The 19285-nt window shown below is 33.9% G+C and carries 20 protein-coding genes; 14 read left to right on the top strand and 6 right to left on the bottom strand.

Going from position 1 to position 19285, the window contains the following annotated elements; all coding sequences use genetic code 11:
• Positions 1 to 7: 7 nt before the first annotated feature.
• A complete protein-coding gene (locus GV828_RS11315) occupies positions 8 to 784 on the bottom strand; it encodes a 2OG-Fe(II) oxygenase (protein WP_166537609.1) in 777 nt (258 codons plus the stop codon).
• Positions 785 to 956: 172 nt separating this feature from the next.
• Here GV828_RS11315 and GV828_RS11320 point away from each other — a divergent pair, with 172 nt between their 5' ends.
• The 5 genes from GV828_RS11320 to GV828_RS11340 are packed head-to-tail and all read left to right on the top strand — an operon-like array spanning position 957 to position 6450.
• Positions 957 to 2048, top strand: a complete 1092-nt coding sequence (locus GV828_RS11320) for a DUF1972 domain-containing protein (RefSeq protein WP_166537610.1) — start codon at positions 957 to 959, stop codon at positions 2046 to 2048.
• The gene (locus tag GV828_RS11325; RefSeq protein WP_166537611.1) at positions 2008 to 3348 is read left to right on the top strand and encodes an O-antigen ligase family protein; all 1341 of its coding nucleotides are present in this window, start codon (positions 2008 to 2010) and stop codon (positions 3346 to 3348) included. The genes GV828_RS11320 and GV828_RS11325 overlap by 41 nt, the downstream gene beginning before the upstream one ends.
• Positions 3341 to 4327: a UDP-glucuronic acid decarboxylase family protein gene (locus GV828_RS11330; RefSeq protein ID WP_166537612.1), complete on the top strand. Its 987-nt coding sequence runs from the start codon at positions 3341 to 3343 to the stop codon at positions 4325 to 4327. Before GV828_RS11325 ends, GV828_RS11330 begins: the two co-directional genes overlap by 8 nt.
• Complete coding sequence (locus GV828_RS11335) at positions 4328 to 5680, top strand: undecaprenyl-phosphate glucose phosphotransferase (protein WP_166537613.1); 1353 nt, start codon at positions 4328 to 4330, stop codon at positions 5678 to 5680.
• 2 nt (positions 5681 to 5682) lie between these two features.
• Positions 5683 to 6450, top strand: a complete 768-nt coding sequence (locus tag GV828_RS11340; RefSeq protein ID WP_166537614.1) for a glycosyltransferase family 2 protein — start codon at positions 5683 to 5685, stop codon at positions 6448 to 6450.
• A 17-nt stretch (positions 6451 to 6467) separates the two neighbouring features.
• Here GV828_RS11340 and GV828_RS11345 read toward each other — a convergent pair whose 3' ends face one another.
• Both GV828_RS11345 and GV828_RS11350 read right to left on the bottom strand, forming a co-directional pair.
• A complete protein-coding gene (locus GV828_RS11345) occupies positions 6468 to 6998 on the bottom strand; it encodes an ORF6N domain-containing protein (RefSeq protein ID WP_166537615.1) in 531 nt (176 codons plus the stop codon).
• Positions 6999 to 7001: 3 nt separating this feature from the next.
• Entirely contained in the window at positions 7002 to 8315 is a 1314-nt protein-coding gene (locus GV828_RS11350) for a phenylacetate--CoA ligase family protein (protein ID WP_166537616.1), read from the bottom strand.
• A 92-nt stretch (positions 8316 to 8407) separates the two neighbouring features.
• Between GV828_RS11350 and purD the strand changes: the two genes are divergently transcribed.
• The gene (gene purD / locus GV828_RS11355) at positions 8408 to 9679 is read left to right on the top strand and encodes a phosphoribosylamine--glycine ligase (protein WP_166537617.1); all 1272 of its coding nucleotides are present in this window, start codon (positions 8408 to 8410) and stop codon (positions 9677 to 9679) included.
• 87 nt (positions 9680 to 9766) lie between these two features.
• Here purD and GV828_RS11360 read toward each other — a convergent pair whose 3' ends face one another.
• Positions 9767 to 9997, bottom strand: coding sequence for a DUF6341 family protein (locus tag GV828_RS11360; protein ID WP_166537618.1), 231 nt, complete (start codon positions 9995 to 9997; stop codon positions 9767 to 9769).
• A 94-nt stretch (positions 9998 to 10091) separates the two neighbouring features.
• Between GV828_RS11360 and GV828_RS11365 the strand changes: the two genes are divergently transcribed.
• Positions 10092 to 11021: a DUF6427 family protein gene (locus GV828_RS11365; protein WP_166537619.1), complete on the top strand. Its 930-nt coding sequence runs from the start codon at positions 10092 to 10094 to the stop codon at positions 11019 to 11021.
• On the opposite strand, the gene upp is transcribed toward GV828_RS11365, so the two are convergent.
• Positions 11016 to 11669 carry a uracil phosphoribosyltransferase gene (gene upp / locus GV828_RS11370; RefSeq protein ID WP_166537620.1) on the bottom strand — a complete coding sequence of 218 codons (654 nt, stop codon included), beginning with the start codon at positions 11667 to 11669 and terminating at the stop codon, positions 11016 to 11018. The genes GV828_RS11365 and upp overlap by 6 nt on opposite strands.
• Positions 11670 to 11800: 131 nt before the next feature.
• Here upp and GV828_RS11375 point away from each other — a divergent pair, with 131 nt between their 5' ends.
• Together GV828_RS11375 and GV828_RS11380 are read left to right on the top strand one after the other, a co-directional pair.
• The gene (locus GV828_RS11375) at positions 11801 to 12406 is read left to right on the top strand and encodes a DUF4254 domain-containing protein (RefSeq protein WP_166537621.1); all 606 of its coding nucleotides are present in this window, start codon (positions 11801 to 11803) and stop codon (positions 12404 to 12406) included.
• 122 nt (positions 12407 to 12528) lie between these two features.
• Positions 12529 to 13521 (top strand): glycosyltransferase family 9 protein, encoded by a 993-nt coding sequence (locus GV828_RS11380; RefSeq protein ID WP_166537632.1) that lies wholly within the window; start codon positions 12529 to 12531, stop codon positions 13519 to 13521.
• 83 nt (positions 13522 to 13604) lie between these two features.
• On the opposite strand, the gene GV828_RS11385 is transcribed toward GV828_RS11380, so the two are convergent.
• On the bottom strand, positions 13605 to 14657 hold the full coding sequence (locus GV828_RS11385; RefSeq protein WP_166537622.1) for a ferredoxin--NADP reductase: 1053 nt from the start codon (positions 14655 to 14657) through the stop codon (positions 13605 to 13607).
• Positions 14658 to 14781: 124 nt separating this feature from the next.
• Between GV828_RS11385 and GV828_RS11390 the strand changes: the two genes are divergently transcribed.
• The 5 genes from GV828_RS11390 (at position 14782) to GV828_RS11410 (ending at position 18795) form a co-directional block, all read left to right on the top strand.
• Positions 14782 to 15117, top strand: coding sequence for a PadR family transcriptional regulator (locus GV828_RS11390; protein ID WP_166537623.1), 336 nt, complete (start codon positions 14782 to 14784; stop codon positions 15115 to 15117).
• A 1-nt stretch (position 15118) separates the two neighbouring features.
• A complete protein-coding gene (locus GV828_RS11395; RefSeq protein WP_166537624.1) occupies positions 15119 to 15754 on the top strand; it encodes a hypothetical protein in 636 nt (211 codons plus the stop codon).
• A gap of 2 nt (positions 15755 to 15756) precedes the next feature.
• Positions 15757 to 16449 carry a hypothetical protein gene (locus tag GV828_RS11400; RefSeq protein ID WP_166537625.1) on the top strand — a complete coding sequence of 231 codons (693 nt, stop codon included), beginning with the start codon at positions 15757 to 15759 and terminating at the stop codon, positions 16447 to 16449.
• A 163-nt stretch (positions 16450 to 16612) separates the two neighbouring features.
• Positions 16613 to 18082 (top strand): DUF5687 family protein, encoded by a 1470-nt coding sequence (locus GV828_RS11405; protein WP_166537626.1) that lies wholly within the window; start codon positions 16613 to 16615, stop codon positions 18080 to 18082.
• Positions 18083 to 18099: 17 nt separating this feature from the next.
• Positions 18100 to 18795 carry an ABC transporter ATP-binding protein gene (locus GV828_RS11410; RefSeq protein ID WP_166537627.1) on the top strand — a complete coding sequence of 232 codons (696 nt, stop codon included), beginning with the start codon at positions 18100 to 18102 and terminating at the stop codon, positions 18793 to 18795.
• Positions 18796 to 19285 lie beyond the last annotated feature (490 nt).

The following is a 19285-nucleotide window of genomic DNA, read 5'->3' on the forward strand; positions in this document are numbered from 1 at the left end:
CTAAACATTATTGATTTTTAGCAGTTCCGCTTCCAAAAAATTTGTTTTTGGTTTGTACCAAAAAGTTATAATTTTTGGCCAATAATTTTTTCATAAATGAAGCATCTTTATTTGGGAACCAATCCGTTGTACGAGGCGTTTCGATCAAATGTTCGTGAACTTGATAAGCATAAGTTGCGATTGAGGTTCTAAATCTTCCTTCTGGGAAATTTGTCATATTATAACCATGAAGTGTGTAAGGAGCACATTGCTGAATAATAAGTCGGTTGAACGGTACATCCAATTCCTTTTCCTCATTCGTACGCAAATCTTTTACAATTAAACCGCCTTTGTATTCCGGTTTCCAGTCTTTGTTTAGGTACAAAAGCAAGTTAAGTTCTCGATACCAGTTTTTATTAATGGGATGATAATTAAAATCCAAATGCATGTCTAAAAAACTGTTTTTCTTCCCTTGATGAAGACCTCCACCGTGATTTTTTGGATCTACAAAAATTTTTTTTGCAGTGATATGACAAAGAATTTTGTTGAATCTCTCAGAAGCAAGGTCGTTGTATAATTCTAAAAGTTCTGATGAAAGCTCTCTATAATTAGATTTTTCAAATTTATTATTGGCAAAAGCATAATCACGGCTTTTATTGTTAAGTTCCGGAATGCTTTCATAAGCCCTTTCTAACTTCTCTAAATCACAAAAATTATCGATAATTAAATGCGGAAACGGTTGTGCTGATAAATATTCGTTTCTTAAATTATCCAGATTATTTTCTAGAGCATCAAAATTAATCATGTTTTCAAAATTTTATAAAACAAAAATAGCGATAAATAGTCTAACTATAGTTTTTCATTTTTAAAATTTGAAAAAAAAACAGACGGTAAATTTGTCAAAATTCTTAAGAACTCATTACTTAATATTTTCTTAAAAATCGTTACTTTTGGCATCTCAAAGATAAACAGGTTTAATGAAAATAGCAATTTTAGGAACACGAGGCATCCCCAACCATTATGGAGGCTTTGAGCAATTTGCAGACTTTTTTGCTGTTTTTTTAGCCGAAAAAGGACATGATGTCTACGTTTATAACTCTCACAACCACCCTTATCAAAACCCGGTTTACAAAGGCGTAAAGATTATTTTTAAATATGATCCGGAACATAAAATAGGAACCGCTGGTCAATTTATTTACGATCTCAATTGTATTCTTGATTCTCGAAAAAGAAATTTTGATATTATCTTACAACTAGGTTACACGAGTAATTCGGTTTGGCATTGGTTACTCCCAAAGAAAAAATCAACCATCATTACCAACATGGATGGCTTAGAATGGAAAAGAACCAAATATTCACCTTTAATACAAAATTTACTAAAATTTGCCGAAAAATTAGCCGTTAAAAGCAGTCATTATTTAATCTCGGATTCCATTGGCATTCAGAATTATTTAAAAAGCAAATACCAAGTTGACAGTAAATACATCGCTTACGGAGCCGATAATTTTAACAACCCAAATCCTGAAATCCTAAAAAAATATCAGGTAGAGGCTCACCAGTTTAACATGATTATGGCGCGTTTTGAACCAGAAAATAATTTTGAAATGGTATTAGATGGCGTGGTGCTTTCGGACAATAAATCACCCATTTTAGTAATTGGAAATTACAATACAAAGCACGGAATTTATTTAAAAAATAAATTTAAAACATATACTAACATAAGATTTTTAGGCGCTATCTATAATCTTGAAGACCTTAATAATTTAAGATATTTTTCAAATATTTATTTTCACGGACATACCGTGGGCGGGACCAACCCTTCATTGTTAGAAGCAATGGCATCAAAAGCGTTAATCGCAGCTCATTTAAATGAATTTAACCAAGGGATTTTACAAGAAAACGGTATTTATTTTTCTAATAAATTTGAGGTTCAAAAAATCTTAAACGAAACTAAAAAAATTGATAACTTGCAACTCGTAGAAAACAACTTCCAAGCAATCGAGAAAAAATTTAACTGGCAAAAAATAAATGAGCAATATTTACAATTTTTTTACCAATCCCATAAATGATTTCAAGGATAACTCAAAGAAACACGCATCGTTTCTACCGTTCTTGGCATTGGTGGTTTCTATTCCTATTTCGTTAGCGCTAAACAATGTTTTTTTAGTACTCTTTTTTTTATCAGCATTTCTTTTTGTTAACAAAACAAAGCCTAATTTTTCATTGGTATTAATTTTACCAATGCTTCTTTTTATCTGGATGGGTTTGTCCTATTTTTGGTCAATCGATACTCAAGAAACACTTAAAGCAATTCCCAAAGAAATCGCTTTCGTTTTAATACCACTTGCTTTTGCAATTATTCCTAGATTTACAGTCAATCAAAAAGATACAATTGTAAAATATTACAGTTATACCATTTTACTTTTTGTAATCTATTATATAATTAGAGCATTCGTACGTTATTTTACTACCGGCGAAACCACAGTATTTTTTTACCACGGACCTAACAATGAAACAGATACCGGCTTAGTACCGCGATTACTCAATGCCATACACGTATCAGTTTTTGTAGCACTCGCATTCTTCTATTTTTTTACAAAAAAAAATCGTACCCAAAAAGATATAGTCGCAAGCATCTTAATGTTTGTATTCATAATGCTACTTTCCTCAAAGAACATTATAATCGTATTTATCATTTTACTTCTCATAAATATTTTTTTCTTCTCCAACATTGGCAATAAGTTAAGATTGAGGAATTTAACCATCATCTTGCTGCTTCTCGGAGCGATATTATCAATAGGAAAAATTAAAGAACGGTTTTTAATTGAATTTAGAAGTAACTCATCTAAAAGTCTTTCCCACAATGTAAACACTACTAATACAACTGGAGTAAATAACATTAGTATCTATGAAGCCTGGAACAACGAGCATTTTACCTACAATGATTTCTTGCCAGGAACTTCTTTCAGAGTTTATCAGTTTAGAATGTTTACGGAATTTTTAAAAGAAGAACCTATCTTCTGGAAAGGATTTGGATTAAACGCCTCAAAAACAAAACTTCAAGCTAAAGAAAAACAATATAACCTTTATCCCGGATATGGCTCGTTTAATTTTCACAATCAATATGTTCAAAATTTTGCCGAACTTGGCATTATAGGATTTATATTGTTGATGTTCATCTTGATTATTAACATTAAAAATGCTGTAAAAACCAAAGATTTTATTCATATTGCATTTGCAATTTTAATGCTCACGCTTTTTATAACAGAGTCATTCTTATGGAGGCAAAGAGGAGCAACATTTTTTATTGTTTTTTACTGTTTACTAAATACATATCATTCCATACAACCAAAAGTAACCCATGACTAAAAAGATTCTCATCACCGGAGCAGCCGGATTTCTTGGTTCACACCTCTGCGATCGTTTCATTGCCGAAGGTTACCATGTAATAGGCATGGACAATCTCATTACTGGCGATTTAAAAAATATCGAACACCTTTTCAAACTCGAAAATTTCGAATTTTACCACCACGACATTACAAAATTTGTCCACATTCCGGGTAAACTCGACTATATTTTACACTTTGCGTCTCCAGCAAGCCCTATCGATTATTTAAAAATTCCTATCCAAACCTTAAAAGTTGGTTCGTTAGGAACACATAATTTATTAGGATTGGCTCGGGTAAAAAATGCAAGAATTTTAATCGCTTCCACATCTGAAGTTTATGGGGATCCATTAATACATCCACAAACCGAAGAATATTACGGAAACGTAAACACCATCGGTCCGAGAGGTGTTTATGACGAAGCCAAACGTTTCCAAGAATCCATTACCATGGCCTATCATACTTTTCATGGAGTAGAAACAAGAATCGTAAGAATTTTTAACACTTACGGTCCAAGAATGAGACTCAACGACGGACGTGTAATTCCAGCATTTATAGGGCAAGCTTTGCGTGGCGAAGATTTAACTATCTTTGGCGATGGTTCGCAAACAAGATCCTTTTGTTACGTAGATGATCAAGTGGAAGGAATTTTCAGGCTTTTACATTCGGAATACGTGTTGCCAGTAAATATTGGAAACCCAGACGAAATCACTATTTCAGATTTTGCCGAAGAAATCATTAAATTAACTGGAACCCAGCAAAAAGTAGTATACCATCCTTTACCTATAAATGATCCTTTACAACGTCAACCCGACATTACGAAAGCCAAAGAAATCCTCGGTTGGGGACCAAAAGTTTCACGCAGTGAAGGAATGAAAATAACGTACGAATATTTTAAATCATTGTCGTCCGAAGAATTGATGAAAGAAGAACACAAAGATTTTTCTAAATTTATTTTTTAAATGCGAAAAAAAACCGGACGATACTCTGGCTACATCAGGCCATTTTCTTACACCTTAGATTTGATCATCATCAACATCTTGGCGTATTTCCTATTGCCCGAATCGCTCAGTTTTTTTACATACCACCTTTTTATCACCATTTCTTGGCTGGTTATTTCTTGGAACATTGGTTTCTACGAAGTATATCGGTATACAAAAATCATTGATATTTTAGGCTTAATCATCAAGCAATATCTCTTTTTCCTGCTCGTAAACTTCGCTTTTATAGGATTTTTTCTGAAATTTTCCGAACCATCATTGATGATTCAATTTGTTACACTATCATTGATAATCATCGCTTTAGCTAAATTTTTCGTCTATTTCGCATTAAGGAGATTCAGGGTTGTTTTTGGTGGAAATTTTAGAAAAGTAGTCATCGTTGGACATGGAAAAAGAGTGGACCAACTACGAGATTTTTTTAACGAAAATCCAGATTATGGCTATAAATTAGAACACACATTTACATTAACAAAAAATAAAAAAGAGCAAATAGAAGAGTGTTTTAATTTCGTATTAAACAATAAAATTGATGAAATCTATTGCTCGCTTTCAAATGTTTCTAATACCGAAGTGACTAATTTTGTGGATTTTACCGATAACAATCTTAAAATTTTGAAATTCATTCCGGACGATAAAGAAATTATGGCTCGGAATTACACTTTTGATTATTATGATTATATTCCCATTATTTCCCTAAGAAATATTCCCCTGGACCAAACCGCTAATATGGTTGTAAAACGCGTGTTCGATATATTATTTTCCCTGGTCATAATCCTCGGACTTTTATCTTGGCTTACGCCAATTATGGCAATTCTCATTAAACTCGAGTCTCGTGGTCCAGTATTTTTTAAACAAAAAAGAAACGGTCTTAATTATCAAGAATTTTACTGCTTTAAATTTAGATCCATGCATTTGAACAAAATTGCCGATCTCCATCAGGTTTCAAAAAATGATCCCAGAATCACCAAAGTAGGAAAATTCATCAGAAAAACCAGTATTGATGAACTGCCGCAATTTTTTAATGTGCTTTTAGGTGATATGTCAGTTGTAGGACCAAGACCTCACATGGTAAGCCATACCGAAATGTATGCCCGTCGAATCGACAAATTTATGGTACGTCATTTCATAAAACCTGGAATTACTGGATTAGCCCAAACCAAAGGTTTTCGTGGAGAAGTAGAAACTGAAAAAGACATCATTTATCGCGTAAAATTTGATATTTTTTACCTCGAAAACTGGTCACTCCTATTAGACATAAAAATCGTTTTTCTTACGGTTTTTAATGCACTTCGTGGCGAGGAAAAAGCCTATTAATCATGAAAACGCCGTTGGTTTCCATTGTTACTCCAGCCTTCAATTCTGCACAATTTATTGCCGAAACCATTCAATCCGTTCAAAATCAAACCTATCAAAACTGGGAAATGATCATTGTAGATGATTTTTCAACGGACGAAACGGTGGCAGAAATCAGTAAATTTCTCGAAGATTCTCGAATCAAATGTTTTCAATTAAAAGAAAACTCTGGAGCCGGAATTGCCCGTCAAAAAGCGGTAGATTTAGCCAAAGGTAATTTTATCGCATTCCTCGATGCCGATGATTTATGGCTTCCCGAAAAATTGTCGAAGCAAATTAACTTTTTACAAAAAAACAATTTGCCTTTTACGTTTTCCTTTTACAATTGTATCAATGACCAAGGCACAAACTTAAATAAAATTGTCAAAGCACCACAAATACTTACATTTCGGCAACTTTTTTGGCGCAATCATATAGGAAATCTTACCGGAATTTACAGCGTAGATTTTTTTGGTAAAATAGCCATCAGTCGTTTTAGAAAAAGACAAGACTGGATGATGTGGCTCGTCATTTTAAAAAAAATAAAAATTGCTCAACCTGTACCCGAAGTTTTGGCAAGTTATCGCGTACGCAAAAGTTCAGTTTCATCCTCAAAAATTAATTTGCTTAAGCACAACTATAATGTTTACAGGCATTTCCACAAATTATCTGCAGTAGAAAGCGTTTTTTGTATGATGGGATTTTTGTTTGTGCATTTTTTCTTAAAGGCAAAATACATTGAGAAAACGTAGTTTTTTTTTAATAAAAATCACTTTTTATAACCAATTTTATTTCGGGGTTTAACTTTTTCGTCTTTCTCAGTAAGTTCGTCCAAATAACTGAAAACCAACTCAATATTTTTGTCTTGATTCTCTAATTTCTTTTGAATTTGAGCAATATCCAATCGAATTTCGGTAGTGTCAAGCAACATTTGCCGCACTTTTGCAAAAATTCTCATGATTGAAATATTCGTCTGAATGGCTTTATCGCTGTTCAAAACACTCGATAACATCAACACGCCATGTTCGGTAAACGCCATTGGTAAATATTTTTGATGTTGACCCCTTCCTTTCTTTAAGGTCACAATTTGTGATCTTAAAAAGTTATTTTCTGTTTCGGTAATTTCAAACATAAAATCCTCCGGAAAACGCTCGATATTTCTTCGAACGGCTTGTTTCAAAACTCTCGTTTCAATTCCGTAAAGTGAGGCTAAATCTCTGTCTAATATCACTTTTTGATTTCGGATAAAGTAAATTTTTTCGGAAATCGTTTCTTCTGTAAGGATTACATTTTCGCGCATAAATTAAGGTTTTAGCAAAGATTCAAACTGTTTTAATTTTCCTCTGTTGGTTCTTGAAAGCACGTCTTTTCTGACAAAGTCAAATATTAAGCCTGGTTCTAAATAGGTGTCCACCGCTTTCATAATTTGCATTTCTTGATTTTGCGTAAGCGAAATTTTACTCACATATTCTACCAAAAAGCGGTCGATTTCAGTTTGCTTGATGACAAATTCTTTTACGTTTCCGTCGTCTTCAATAATGGATTTTGTAATATAATAAAACGTTAATCCCGGCGATTTTTTCCCACTTGGAAGCACCGCAAAATCATTAGTTCTGCCCAATAATTTTTTCAAAATAGGCTTTTTCGGGGTACTTTTTTCGTCTAAAATACCACGATCGCCAATTTCGTATCGGATAAAAGGATGGGCTTTGTTGTAGAGCGAAGTAATCACAATTTTTCCTTCAATACCATTTTTCACCGGAATATTATTGTCGTCTAAAATTTCTACAAAAAGTGTTTCGGCGTTTATTTGCCAATCTCCATCAGGGTATTCAAAGGCAATTAAATCCAATTCCGAAGCACCATATTCATTGACAACTGGAATGCCAAATTGCTTTTCCATTAAAATTTTATCATTTTCAAAAAGCATTTCGGAAGTAACGATGCAAACTTTTAAAGTGGGACAAACTGTTTTTAAAACAATATTTTTTTGGTGTAAATACTTAGCAAATAATACGATAGAACTGGTGTAGCCGTTGAGGTAATCGAATTTTTTGGTTTTAAATTTTTGTAAAAAACCTTCCAAAATTTCATCGCTTAAATCAAAAATCGGAAAACGATACCGATGACTCAAAAAATCTTTAACACGCTCTTTTTTGTTTCCAATAAAATCCAGCGGAATGCCGTAAAAACGAGCCTGAAATGAATGATTAAAATCAATTCCGTACCAACCAAATCGGTAAATATTGGAAGCCCAAGTCAAAGCATGACAATACTTGTCTTTGGCAAAAATAAACGGATCACCACTTGAACCCGAAGTTTTATTCACAAAAATATTTTTCTCGTTATAACCTTTAGATAGTCTTTGACGAAGCGGAATTTGCAGTTCTTTTTTGGTTAAAACCGGTAAATCTTGCCAAGAAATCTTTTGATCATTTCCAATTAAATTCTTATAAAAATTGTTGTTATGGATATGAAAATCAACAATTTCCTGTTTTTTTTGTTCCAAATGCTGAAAAAAACCAGTTTCCGGAATTTGTAAAATTTTCCCAAATTCGTCCTTGGCTTCATCAATTGGAAAGCCGTTTACCTTCAGCGAAAAATCAAATAATTTCACGGCATGCAAAAGTTGATAGTTTTTGGTAAATTAATTATTTTTTATCTTCAAAAGCAATTAATTTTGGCAGAATTAAACAACAACACAACAAAATGAAAATATTATTGCTTGGTTCTGGCGGTCGCGAACATGCTTTGGCGTGGAAAATGTTGCAAAGTCCGAACTGTACTTCACTTTTCGTGGCTCCTGGAAATGCCGGAACACAAAAAATAGCACAAAATATAAACTTGAATCCACTTGATTTTGAGCAGGTTAAAAAATTTGTAATTCAAGAGAACATCCAAATGCTGGTCGTGGGTCCAGAAGATCCGCTGGTTGAAGGCATTTTTGATTTTTTTGCTTCGGATGATCAATTGAAAAATGTTCCGGTAATTGGACCTTCAAAACAAGGCGCAAAATTGGAAGGAAGTAAAGAATTTGCTAAAGAATTTTTGATAAAAAATAATATCCCAACCGCAGCTTATGGCAGTTTTACCAAAGAAAATCTGGAAGAAGGTTTTCTATTTTTAGAACAATTATCTCCACCTTATGTTTTAAAAGCCGATGGTTTGGCAGCTGGAAAAGGCGTTTTGATTTTAAACGATTTAATCGAAGCCAAAACTGAACTTCAAAATATGTTGGTCAATGAAAAATTTGGTCAAGCAAGTTCAAAAGTGGTAATTGAAGAATTTTTAGACGGCATCGAACTCTCCGTTTTTGTGTTAACCGATGGAAAAAATTATAAGATTTTACCTACAGCCAAAGATTATAAAAGAATTGGAGAAAACAATACTGGTTTAAATACTGGAGGTATGGGAGCCATTTCTCCAGTTCCGTTTGCCGATGAAAATTTGATGCAAAAAATTGAGCAAGAAATTGTAAAACCTACGGTTGAAGGTTTACAACGCGACAATATTTTATACAAAGGATTTATTTTTATCGGATTGATAAAAGTGGGCAATCAACCTATGGTGATTGAATATAATGTAAGAATGGGCGATCCGGAAACTGAGGTCGTGATGCCAAGAATTAAGAGCGATTTAATAGCACTTTTTGAGGCAGTCGCCAATGAAAAATTAAACGAAATTGACCTTGAAATTGACACTCGTTCAGCAACAACAGTAATGATGGTTTCCGGAGGTTATCCAGAAGATTACCAAAAAGGAAAAATCATTTCCGGATTGGAAAATGTGGCAGATTCAATTGTATTTCATGCCGGAACGAAAATGCAGGAAAACAGCGTGGTTACTAACGGCGGAAGAGTTTTGGCCATTACTTCTTACGGCGAAAATTTTCAAGATGCTTTGAAAAAATCGTATGCGAATATCGAAAAAATAAAATTTGAAGACGTTTATTTCCGTCGTGACATTGGGTTCGATCTATAATTTTTTTTCAAATTTAAAACATAAAAAATCCGGAATTGAATTTTTCAGTTCCGGATTTTTTGCAAATGGGAATCTTTCTAAAAAAAATTATTTCAAGAAAGAATGTGCAGTTGTATCTTGATATTCGTCGTTATTTTCTTTGTGCAAACGCAATTGCTTGATCCAATAAACCGTTGCCACTGCACAAATAATCATGAAAATCCAGTTCAATGTATTGGCAGCCCACCAGCTTTCTAACTCAAGTCTTCTTAACCAATCGAGTGGTGCGAAAAGAATTTCTACAAACAAATATTCAATTCCTTCAAAAAATGATTTCATATTTTTTTCTTTGTTTTAAATTTATCACGGCTACAAAAAGTTAACCATTAAAACCAGTTGTATGCTTACATTTGCAAAAATATAAAATATCCTTATGATAACAAGCGTTTTTGGTAAATCACGTCCGGTAAATTACATTTTACTTTCAGCTTTGTTGGTGATTTGCTATTTTTTGCACCTTCAAAAGTTACCCGGAAGTTTCGTCTCTGTCAATGATATCTTGGTTAAAACTGGACTGTTGCTGCTTTTGACGGGTTCGTTGTTCATCATCAATTTTATCACCAAAAAAAATAATTTGAGTAAAGACAACAGTTACGCTTTTTTATTTTTCTTTTCGTTTTTAATACTTTTTCCCACTACATTAGGCAATACTGACTTGATTTTGTCTAATTTTTTCATCCTATTGGCCATGCGAAGGTTAATTTCTTTACAATCTTTGCTTACGCCAAAAGAAAAAATATTCGATGCTTCGTTGTGGATTTTCATTGCGGCATTGTTCCATTTTTGGAGTATATTTTTTATTCTAATTGTATTCGTATCGATTATTTTTCACGTTTCCCGCGATTATCGAAATTGGGTTTTGCCGTTCATTGCGTTTTTTGCCGTGGTCGTAATTGGGCTTTTGTATGCATTTATTTTTGACCAAAGTTTAATCGAAACCGTGATTGACAGTGCTAAAATTGATTTTAACTTTAATTATTTTACCAATAATTTTCAAAATTTTGCCTTGTCACTTTACGTGGTTTGCGGACTTTTCTTCTTCATCACACAAGCGCTAACGGTTACCAACAAACCGCTAAACATGCAATCTTCATACAAAAAAATTATTGTGATGTTTTTTTTAGGTGTGATTGTGTTTTTAATTTCTGCTGAAAAAAGTAACAGTTTGCTCATTTACACCTTTGCACCATTGGCCATTTTAGCCACGAATCACGTGGAAGCCATGCAAATTTCGTGGTTAAAGGAAACCATTGTCTATTTTATTGTAGGCTGTAGTTTGCTCACTTTTTTTTCTCAATTATAATTTATTGCCGTATGCCAAATCGCCAGCATCTCCAAGTCCAGGAACAATATAATTTTTTTCATTAAGTTTTTCGTCAAGCGTTGCCACCCAAAGATGCACGTTGTCCGGCAGATTTTTTTGGAGATAATCAATTCCTTCGGGAACTGCAATTACCACGGCAATGTGAATTTGTTTTGGCGCTCCTTTTTTTAATAATTGATTGAAAACCGCTACCATTGATTGTCCGGTGGCTAACATTGGATCGATTAACAACAGATTTTTATTTTCAATTTCGGGAACGGCTTGATATTCTACTTTAATTTCAAAAGCATCATCGTTGTTGTAATGATGGCGATAGGCAGAAACAAAACCGTTTTCGGCATCGTCAAAATAATTTAAAAAACCCAAATGTAGCGGCAAACCTGCTCTTAAAATCGAACATAAAACCAGATTATCTTCGATTTGTGTGGTTTTTTTTATCCCAAGAGGTGTTTGGATTTCTATGTTTTTATAATGCAAATTTTTACTTAATTCGTAAGCCATTACCTCGCCAATTCGTTCGATATTTCGGCGGAAACGCATGCTGTCTTTTTGTACATGAATGTTTCTGATTTGTCCTAAAAAGTGATTAAGAACACTGTTTTCGTTCGATAAATAATGAATCTGCATATTTGTACGTTGTAAGGTAATAGGTTTTGGGTTCAAGGTTTTGAAATCTGAAATCTGAAATCTGAAATCTGAAATCAAATTTCGGCGATAAAGTTAGAAAAACTATATTTGTAATCTAATTTAAAAGAAATATGTTTTCACAACTGGCTTATTCTGTTTTTGAGCAAAGCATTTTGGATTATCACAAATACGATAGTGTGGATCAACCTATCGAAAATCCGTATCCGAAGGATCAATTCGAACATTTGTTATACCTAAAGAACTGGATTGATACCGTTCAATGGCATTATGAAGATATTATTCGTGACCCGAATATCGATCCTGTTGCGGCATTAACATTGAAAAGAAAAATTGACGCTTCTAACCAAGAACGAACCGATATGGTGGAATTTATTGACAGTTTTTTCTTAAAAAAATATGCCGACGTGAAAGTGAAAGACAATGCAAAAATCAATTCTGAAAGTCCGGCTTGGGCTTTTGACAGATTGTCAATTTTGGCTCTAAAAATTTACCACATGAATGAAGAAGCTACCCGAAAAGACGCTTCCAAAGAACACATTAGCAATTGCCAAGTGAAACTTAATATTTTGCTCGAACAACGCAAAGATCTTACCAGTGCTATCGATGATTTATTGACCGATATTGAAAACGGAGACAAATACATGAAGGTTTACAAACAAATGAAAATGTATAATGACGAGGAATTAAATCCGGTTTTGTATCAGAATAGGAAGTAAGCATTTAGATAAATCAATTAATAAACCTAACAGGTTTTCAAAACTTGTTAGGTTTTTATATTTTAATCTATCTCAATTTGTCTCAAAAAATAAACCACATAATCGTTTTTCGACTTTCCGCAATGGGCGATGTAGCCATGACTGTTCCAGTAATTCGGGCTTTTGTAAAACAATTTCCCTCTGTAAAAATCACCATAGTTTCCCGACCGTTTTTTAAACCATTTTTCAACGGAATTCCGAATGTAAATTTCTTTGCAGTTGATCTTCAAAAACGCCACAAAGGATTTTTCGGATTACTTCGGCTTTTTTCTGATTTAAAAAAATTAAAACCCGACGCTTTCGCAGATTTGCACAACGTTTTGCGTTCTAAAGTGGTTCGGAATCTTTTTGTGTTAAGCGGAAAAAAAACAGCTGCGGTTGACAAAGGTCGTGCTGAAAAAAAAGCTTTGACGCGACCTGAAAACAAAATTTTCAAACCCGTAAAACCAATGGTGGAGCGACATGTTGAAACTTTTAAGCGGTTAGGTTTTAATATAAATTTATCAAATCCGGAATTCCCAGATAAAGCAATTTTGTCAGAAGAAATTATTGTTATTGCTGGAAAAAAAGAAGATAAAAAATGGATTGGCATTGCGCCATTTGCACAATATGAATCTAAAGTTTATCCACAAGATTTAATGCAAAAAGTCATTGATACTTTAGCCGAAAATGAGCAGAACAAAATTTTTCTTTTTGGAGGCGGAAACAAAGAAATCGAAATCTTAAACCAATTTGCTTCCGGAAAAGAAAACGTGATTAATTTGGCAGGAAAAATTAAATTTCAGCAAGAATTACAACTCATTTCAAACCTCAATGTCATGATTTCCATGGATTCCGGAAATGGCCACATTGCTGCAATGTTAGGGGTAAAAGTCATCACACTTTGGGGCGCGACACATCCATTTGCGGGTTTCACACCATTCAATCAACCTTTAAAAAATTCTTTAATTCCAGATTTAGAAAAATTTCCAAAACTACCTACTTCAGTTTATGGAAACAAAATTATCGATGGTTATGAGGATGCAATGAGAAGTATAAAGGTGGAAGAGGTGGTGGAGAAAATAACGGAAATTTAAAAAAATTACCACAAGTTCCACTGAATTTTTAATTCGTAATCTTGCGGTAATTCAGATTTTAAAAACAGCAAATAGATAACTATCTACACATCATCATAATCGATGTAAATTTCTGAAGAAGTGGGATGTGCTTGGCAAGTTAGGGTCAAACCTTCGGCGATTTCTCTATCGGTTAAAATGGAATTTTTCTTCATTTCTGCTGTTCCCGAAACGATTCTTGCAATACAACTGCTGCAAATTCCGCCTTGGCAAGAATACGGAGCGTCAACGCCTTGTTTTAGCGCGGCATCTAGAAGCGTCATTTTTTGCGACATGTCAAAGGTGGTTTCTTCGTCGTCCACCATCACGGTCACTTTGGTATGTCCGTCAAGATTTTCGTCAATTTTTTTCTCTTTTGCCGAAGTAGAAAAAAGTTCAAACTTAATATGTTTTTCCTTGATGTTATTTTCTAAAAGCACCTGATTCACAGTGTTAATCATGTCTTCCGGACCACAAAGGTAAAATTTGTCAAATTCGGTTCCGGCGTGTTTATTTTTAAAAACAAAGTTTACCACAGATTTTTCGATTCGTCCAAATAAAGCATTTTCGGCACGAACCTGACTGAATACGTAGTATAAGAAAAATCTTCCGGTATATTTTAGCTGTAAATCGTGTAATTCGTTGTGGAAAATGGTTTCTTCCGGCGATTTATTTCCGTAAACCAGCACAAAAGTACTGTTGGGCTCGGCTTCTAAAACCGTTTTTAAAATGGCCATCACAGGAGTTATCCCACTTCCGGCTGCAAAAGCCGCGTAATTTTTGGTTCGGTTTACATCGGGTTCAAAAATAAATTTTCCTTCGGGAGTTCCCACTTCGAGAACATCGCCGGCTTTCAAACTTTTGTTAGAAAAAGTAGAAAAAGCCCCGTTTGATACGGCTTTAATGGCAATTCTCAGCTCACCACTTTCGGGCGAAGAACAAATGGAATAAGCACGGCGAATTTCGTTTCCGTCGAGCGTTAATTTTAAATTGATGTATTGTCCGGCTGTGAATTTGTAGAAATCCCGAAACTCATCGGGAACATTAAACAAAACTGAAACGGCATCTTTGGTTTCACGTCGAACTTCTTTTATAGCTAATTTGTAAAATGATGACATGCAAAATATTTTCTGCAAAAATACATAATCCACAAAGCAATTTTGGTAAATAACGCATAAAATTGATACATAAGATTTTGATGTATAAGAAACTTATGTATATTTGTATTTCAAATTTCAAATTATGAAAAACTCACAATTGTATAAAGGAAGTCTCAACACCATTATAATGAGGCTTTTAGAAGAAAAAGGCAGAATGTATGGTTATGAAATTACCCAGAAGGTAAAAGAAATTACCAAAGGCGAATTGAACATTACCGAAGGTGCTTTGTATCCGGCTTTGCATAAATTGGAAGCAGATGGAATATTGGAAGTTGAAGTGGAAAAAGTAGATAATCGCCTTCGAAAATATTATAAACTTACCGAAAAAGGAAACAAAGAAACCGTAAACCGATTGGCGGAATTGGAAGAATTTATCAAGAATATGCGAACTATTGTGAATCCTAAATTGAGTTATTAAGATGAAGGCAACAACAGAAAATTTAGATTTAATAGATCGATATCTTGAACAACGAAAGCTCGACTTTTTAGATTTTAAACTAGAGATCAAAGATCATATAGCATCGCAAACAGAAGATTTATGTGAAAAACAAAATACCAGTTTTGAAGATGCTTTGCCAAAAGTATTAAAAAAATGGGAGCCAAGTTTACTTTTAAAAAGTAGTATTTGGATTAGCAATAAACGTAGTTTTTCTTCTATTGTTTTAGATGGAATTAAAAAGCGTTATATGATTTACAACAGTATAACTCTTCCTATAATTATCGGACTTTTAATATTACAATTTCATTTCATGAATGAATTTAAATCAGAAAGTTTAAGAAACCTGCTCTTAGCAATAAGTATAATTTTACTTATAATTTTATCTGTTCTTCGTTATTCAATCTCTAGAATAAATTATCAAACGAGTTTTTCTTATGAGTTTAAGCGAATCTATAAAATGGCAATAATGTTTTTATGTTTTGATATAATGTATTTTCATGTTTTAGGAATTACGCCAATAGTAATTTTTAAGGCAATGGTTATTACTTATTTTCCAATCGCAATTTATAGTTTCTTTAAGCACAAGCAGTTCCAAAACCGAGTAATTAATTTGTAAACATGAAATTATCAGACGAGCAAATTCAAAGCCTCTACCGCTTCACCCGCGAACATTTTGTAGAGCACTACGATTTACAAACCGAATTAGTCGATCATCTTTCCAATGCCATTGAAGAAGAATGGAAAGAAAATCCAAAATTATCGTTTGAAGAAGCCTTGCAAAAAGAATTTAAAAAATTTGGCATTTTTGGGTTTATGGATGTGGTAGAATCGCGAAGAAGTGCGCTTTCCAAAAAATATAACCAAGTTGTCTGGCAACATTTTAAAGAGTTTTTTTCGTTCCCGAAAATTATGTTGACGTTGGCCACAATCGTCGGACTGATTTTTTTGTTCAAACAAATTAGTTTCGTACAGGAAATTTTAGTTGCTTCGGCATTGGCGATGACGGTTTGTATGATAGTCAAAATTCAAAGTAACAAGAGAAAATTTGGCGCAAGCCAAAAAAGCGACAAGAAATGGCTTTTCGAAGAAATTGTGTTTCATTATGGCGATTGGCTATTTTTTTTCACTTTGCCGATGCAACTTTTATTACACGTTCCGGAGGCTTTTTTCCAAACTAATTTAGGAATTTCGATAGGAGTAACGATGGTTTCCTTGTTCTTTTTATTAGGGTATGTAATGGTTTTTGTTATTCCAAATTTATCCGAAAAATACCTCGAAGAAACTTATCCTGAATATAAAATTGCTAAATAGTTGTAACATTTGTAGTATTTTGATTACTCATAACATCAGATATATGATTAAAAGACTAAAAGATTTAAAGGTTGAAGATTGAAAGATTGAAAGATTTTTTAAACCTGAAACCTGAAACTTTGCACCTGAAACAAAAAATTAACTAACCTCTAACCCTAAAAAGATGATTAAACAATTTTTATGGCTCGAATGGAAAGCTTTTTCGCGGTCGTCGAGTTTTGCTAAAAATTTAGCGCTCCGAATATTGATGATTTTTGGTGTCATTTATTTCTGTGTCGTTTTTGCAGCATTAGGTGTTTTGGCATATTTTGGGCTTAAAGATTATTTCCCGGATCCGTTGTTAATTGTCAATAAATTCCTGATTTATTATTTCATTATAGATTTAATTTTCAGGCTTTTGCTACAGAAAATTCCGGTGCTCAACATTCGGCCGCTTTTGGTTTTACCCATTAAAGATGCCACGATTGTTAATTTTTCCTTGGGAAAAACTATGTTTTCGTTTTTTAACTGGATTCACGCCTTCTTTTTTATTCCGTTTTCCATCACCTTGATGGTCAAAGGTTACAGTCCGTTGCAAGTGATTTTTTATAACATTGCCCTGATTTGTTTTTTCTACATCAATAATTTCCTGAATATTTTATTAACCAATCAAGACAAATTATTTTCGGTGTTCATTGGGCTTGTCATTATTTTGGGTTTAACCCAATATTACAATCTATTTGACATTACGGTTTACACAGGTCCGTTTTTTCAGGAAATGTACAACAGCAGTTATTTGTTTTTGTTGCCATTTTTGGTGTTGCTTTTGCTGTATAAAATCACCTTTAATTATTTCAAGAAAAATCTTTTCCTCGATGCCGGACTTTCGGTCAAACACGACATTGCCAAAACCGAAAATTTCACTTGGCTCGATCGTTTTGGCGCCATCGGTTCATTTATCAAAAACGATATTCGGATGATTAAACGCAACAAACGCAGCAAAACCACAATTTTCATGAGCGTTTTGTTCCTATTTTACGGGTTGCTTTTTTTCACCGGAGCGTTTGAAGCCTACGATAATTCGGGTATGAAAATGTTTGCCGCCGTTTTTGTTTCGGGTGGATTTTTAATCACTTTTGGGCAATTTGTTCCGAGTTGGGACAGTGCTTATTACCCGTTGATGATGACACAAAATATTCCGTATAAACAATACCTCGAAGCCAAATGGTCCATGATGGTTTTGGCTACAATTGTTACGGCAATTATCGCTTCGTTTTATTTATATTTTGGTCTGCATATTTATTTGATGATTGTGGTTGGTGCGATTTACAACATCGGAATCAATTCATTGCTGGTGCTTTTGGGCGGTGCTTTTACCAAAACGCCAATTGATTTAGCTTCTACCAAAGGTGCTTTTGGCGATAAAAAAGCCTACAATGTGAAAACACTTCTAATTTCTATTCCACAATTAGTAGTCCCAATGCTGATTTATTGGATCGGAAGTAAATTGCTCGACCAAAATATGGCACTTGCCATCATTGCCGTAGTAGGATTGTGCGGATTGGCTTTTAAAAATGCCGCTTTCAATGCCATCGAAAAAATTTATAAAAACGAAAAATATTCAACCCTCGAAGCTTACAAACAAAAATCATAAACCAAAATCAACACACCATGATACAAGTTTCACAACTCAAAAAAACATATAACGGTGTTACCGTATTAAATATCAATAACTTAGAAATCAAAAAAGGCGAAAGTTTTGGCTTAGTTGGAAACAACGGAGCCGGGAAAACCACTTTTTTCAGCCTGCTGCTCGATTTAATTCAGCCAACAACTGGTTACATCAAAAATCATAATTTCCAGGTAAACCTAACTGAAGAATGGAAACCTCTAACCGCTGCATTTCTCGACGAAAGTTTCCTCATCGGTTACCTCACGCCCGAAGAATATTTTTATTTCATTGGCGATTTGCGCGGGCAAAACAAAGCCGATGTTGACGCGCTTTTGGCTAAACACACCGAATTTTTTAACAGCGAAGTGCTCAACAGCAAAAAATACATTCGCGATTTCTCAAAAGGAAACCAGAAAAAAGTAGGCATCATCGCCACCTTAATCGGCAATCCCGAATTAATTGTTTTAGACGAACCCTTTGCTAATTTAGATCCCACGACACAATTTCGCCTCAAAAAAATCATCAAAGAATTGGCAGACGATCCTAACATCACCATCTTAGTTTCCAGCCACGACCTCATGCATACCGTAGAAGTTTCTAACCGCATCGTGGCGCTTCACAAAGGCGAAGTCGTAAAAGACATCCAAACCAGCCAGGAAACTTTACGTGAGCTCGAAGAATTTTTTGCAGTATAAATTTTTTGGGCGTTCCCCAATTTTCAACCCAACTGCAAACCAGAAAAATCCTGCAAAAATTGGGTCGCGCTTTTCGCTGTATCTTTTGTTCCGCTGTCGCTTCACAAAAGGATGCCGCTTCAATCGCTAACGCAGTCACAAGTTTTTGATTTTTAAAGTTTTACAAACGTTTGCGAGAAATACACCAATGTTCTTAAATGCCTAAAATGGTGAAATTTTGTTTCAAGTTTCAAAGTTTTAGGTTTTCTCCTAATAGGCTTCCAAAACCTGTTAGGTTTTTTAATTTCCTTTTGACGAGAAAAAATAAAGAGATTTGTGAAATGTTAACGATTTTAACAAAGTGGGATAAAACATAAAGTATCCATAAGGAAGCTATGGCTTTGACTAGACTAAAATATTACGCAGAAATTGTTAACATTATCCAAAAATTATTATATTTGAAATTCTACCACGTTTGTTACCGGAACATTTAAAAACCAAATAAACATGA

The organism is Flavobacterium ichthyis, assembly GCF_009915155.1.
Lineage (GTDB): Bacteria > Bacteroidota > Bacteroidia > Flavobacteriales > Flavobacteriaceae > Flavobacterium > Flavobacterium ichthyis.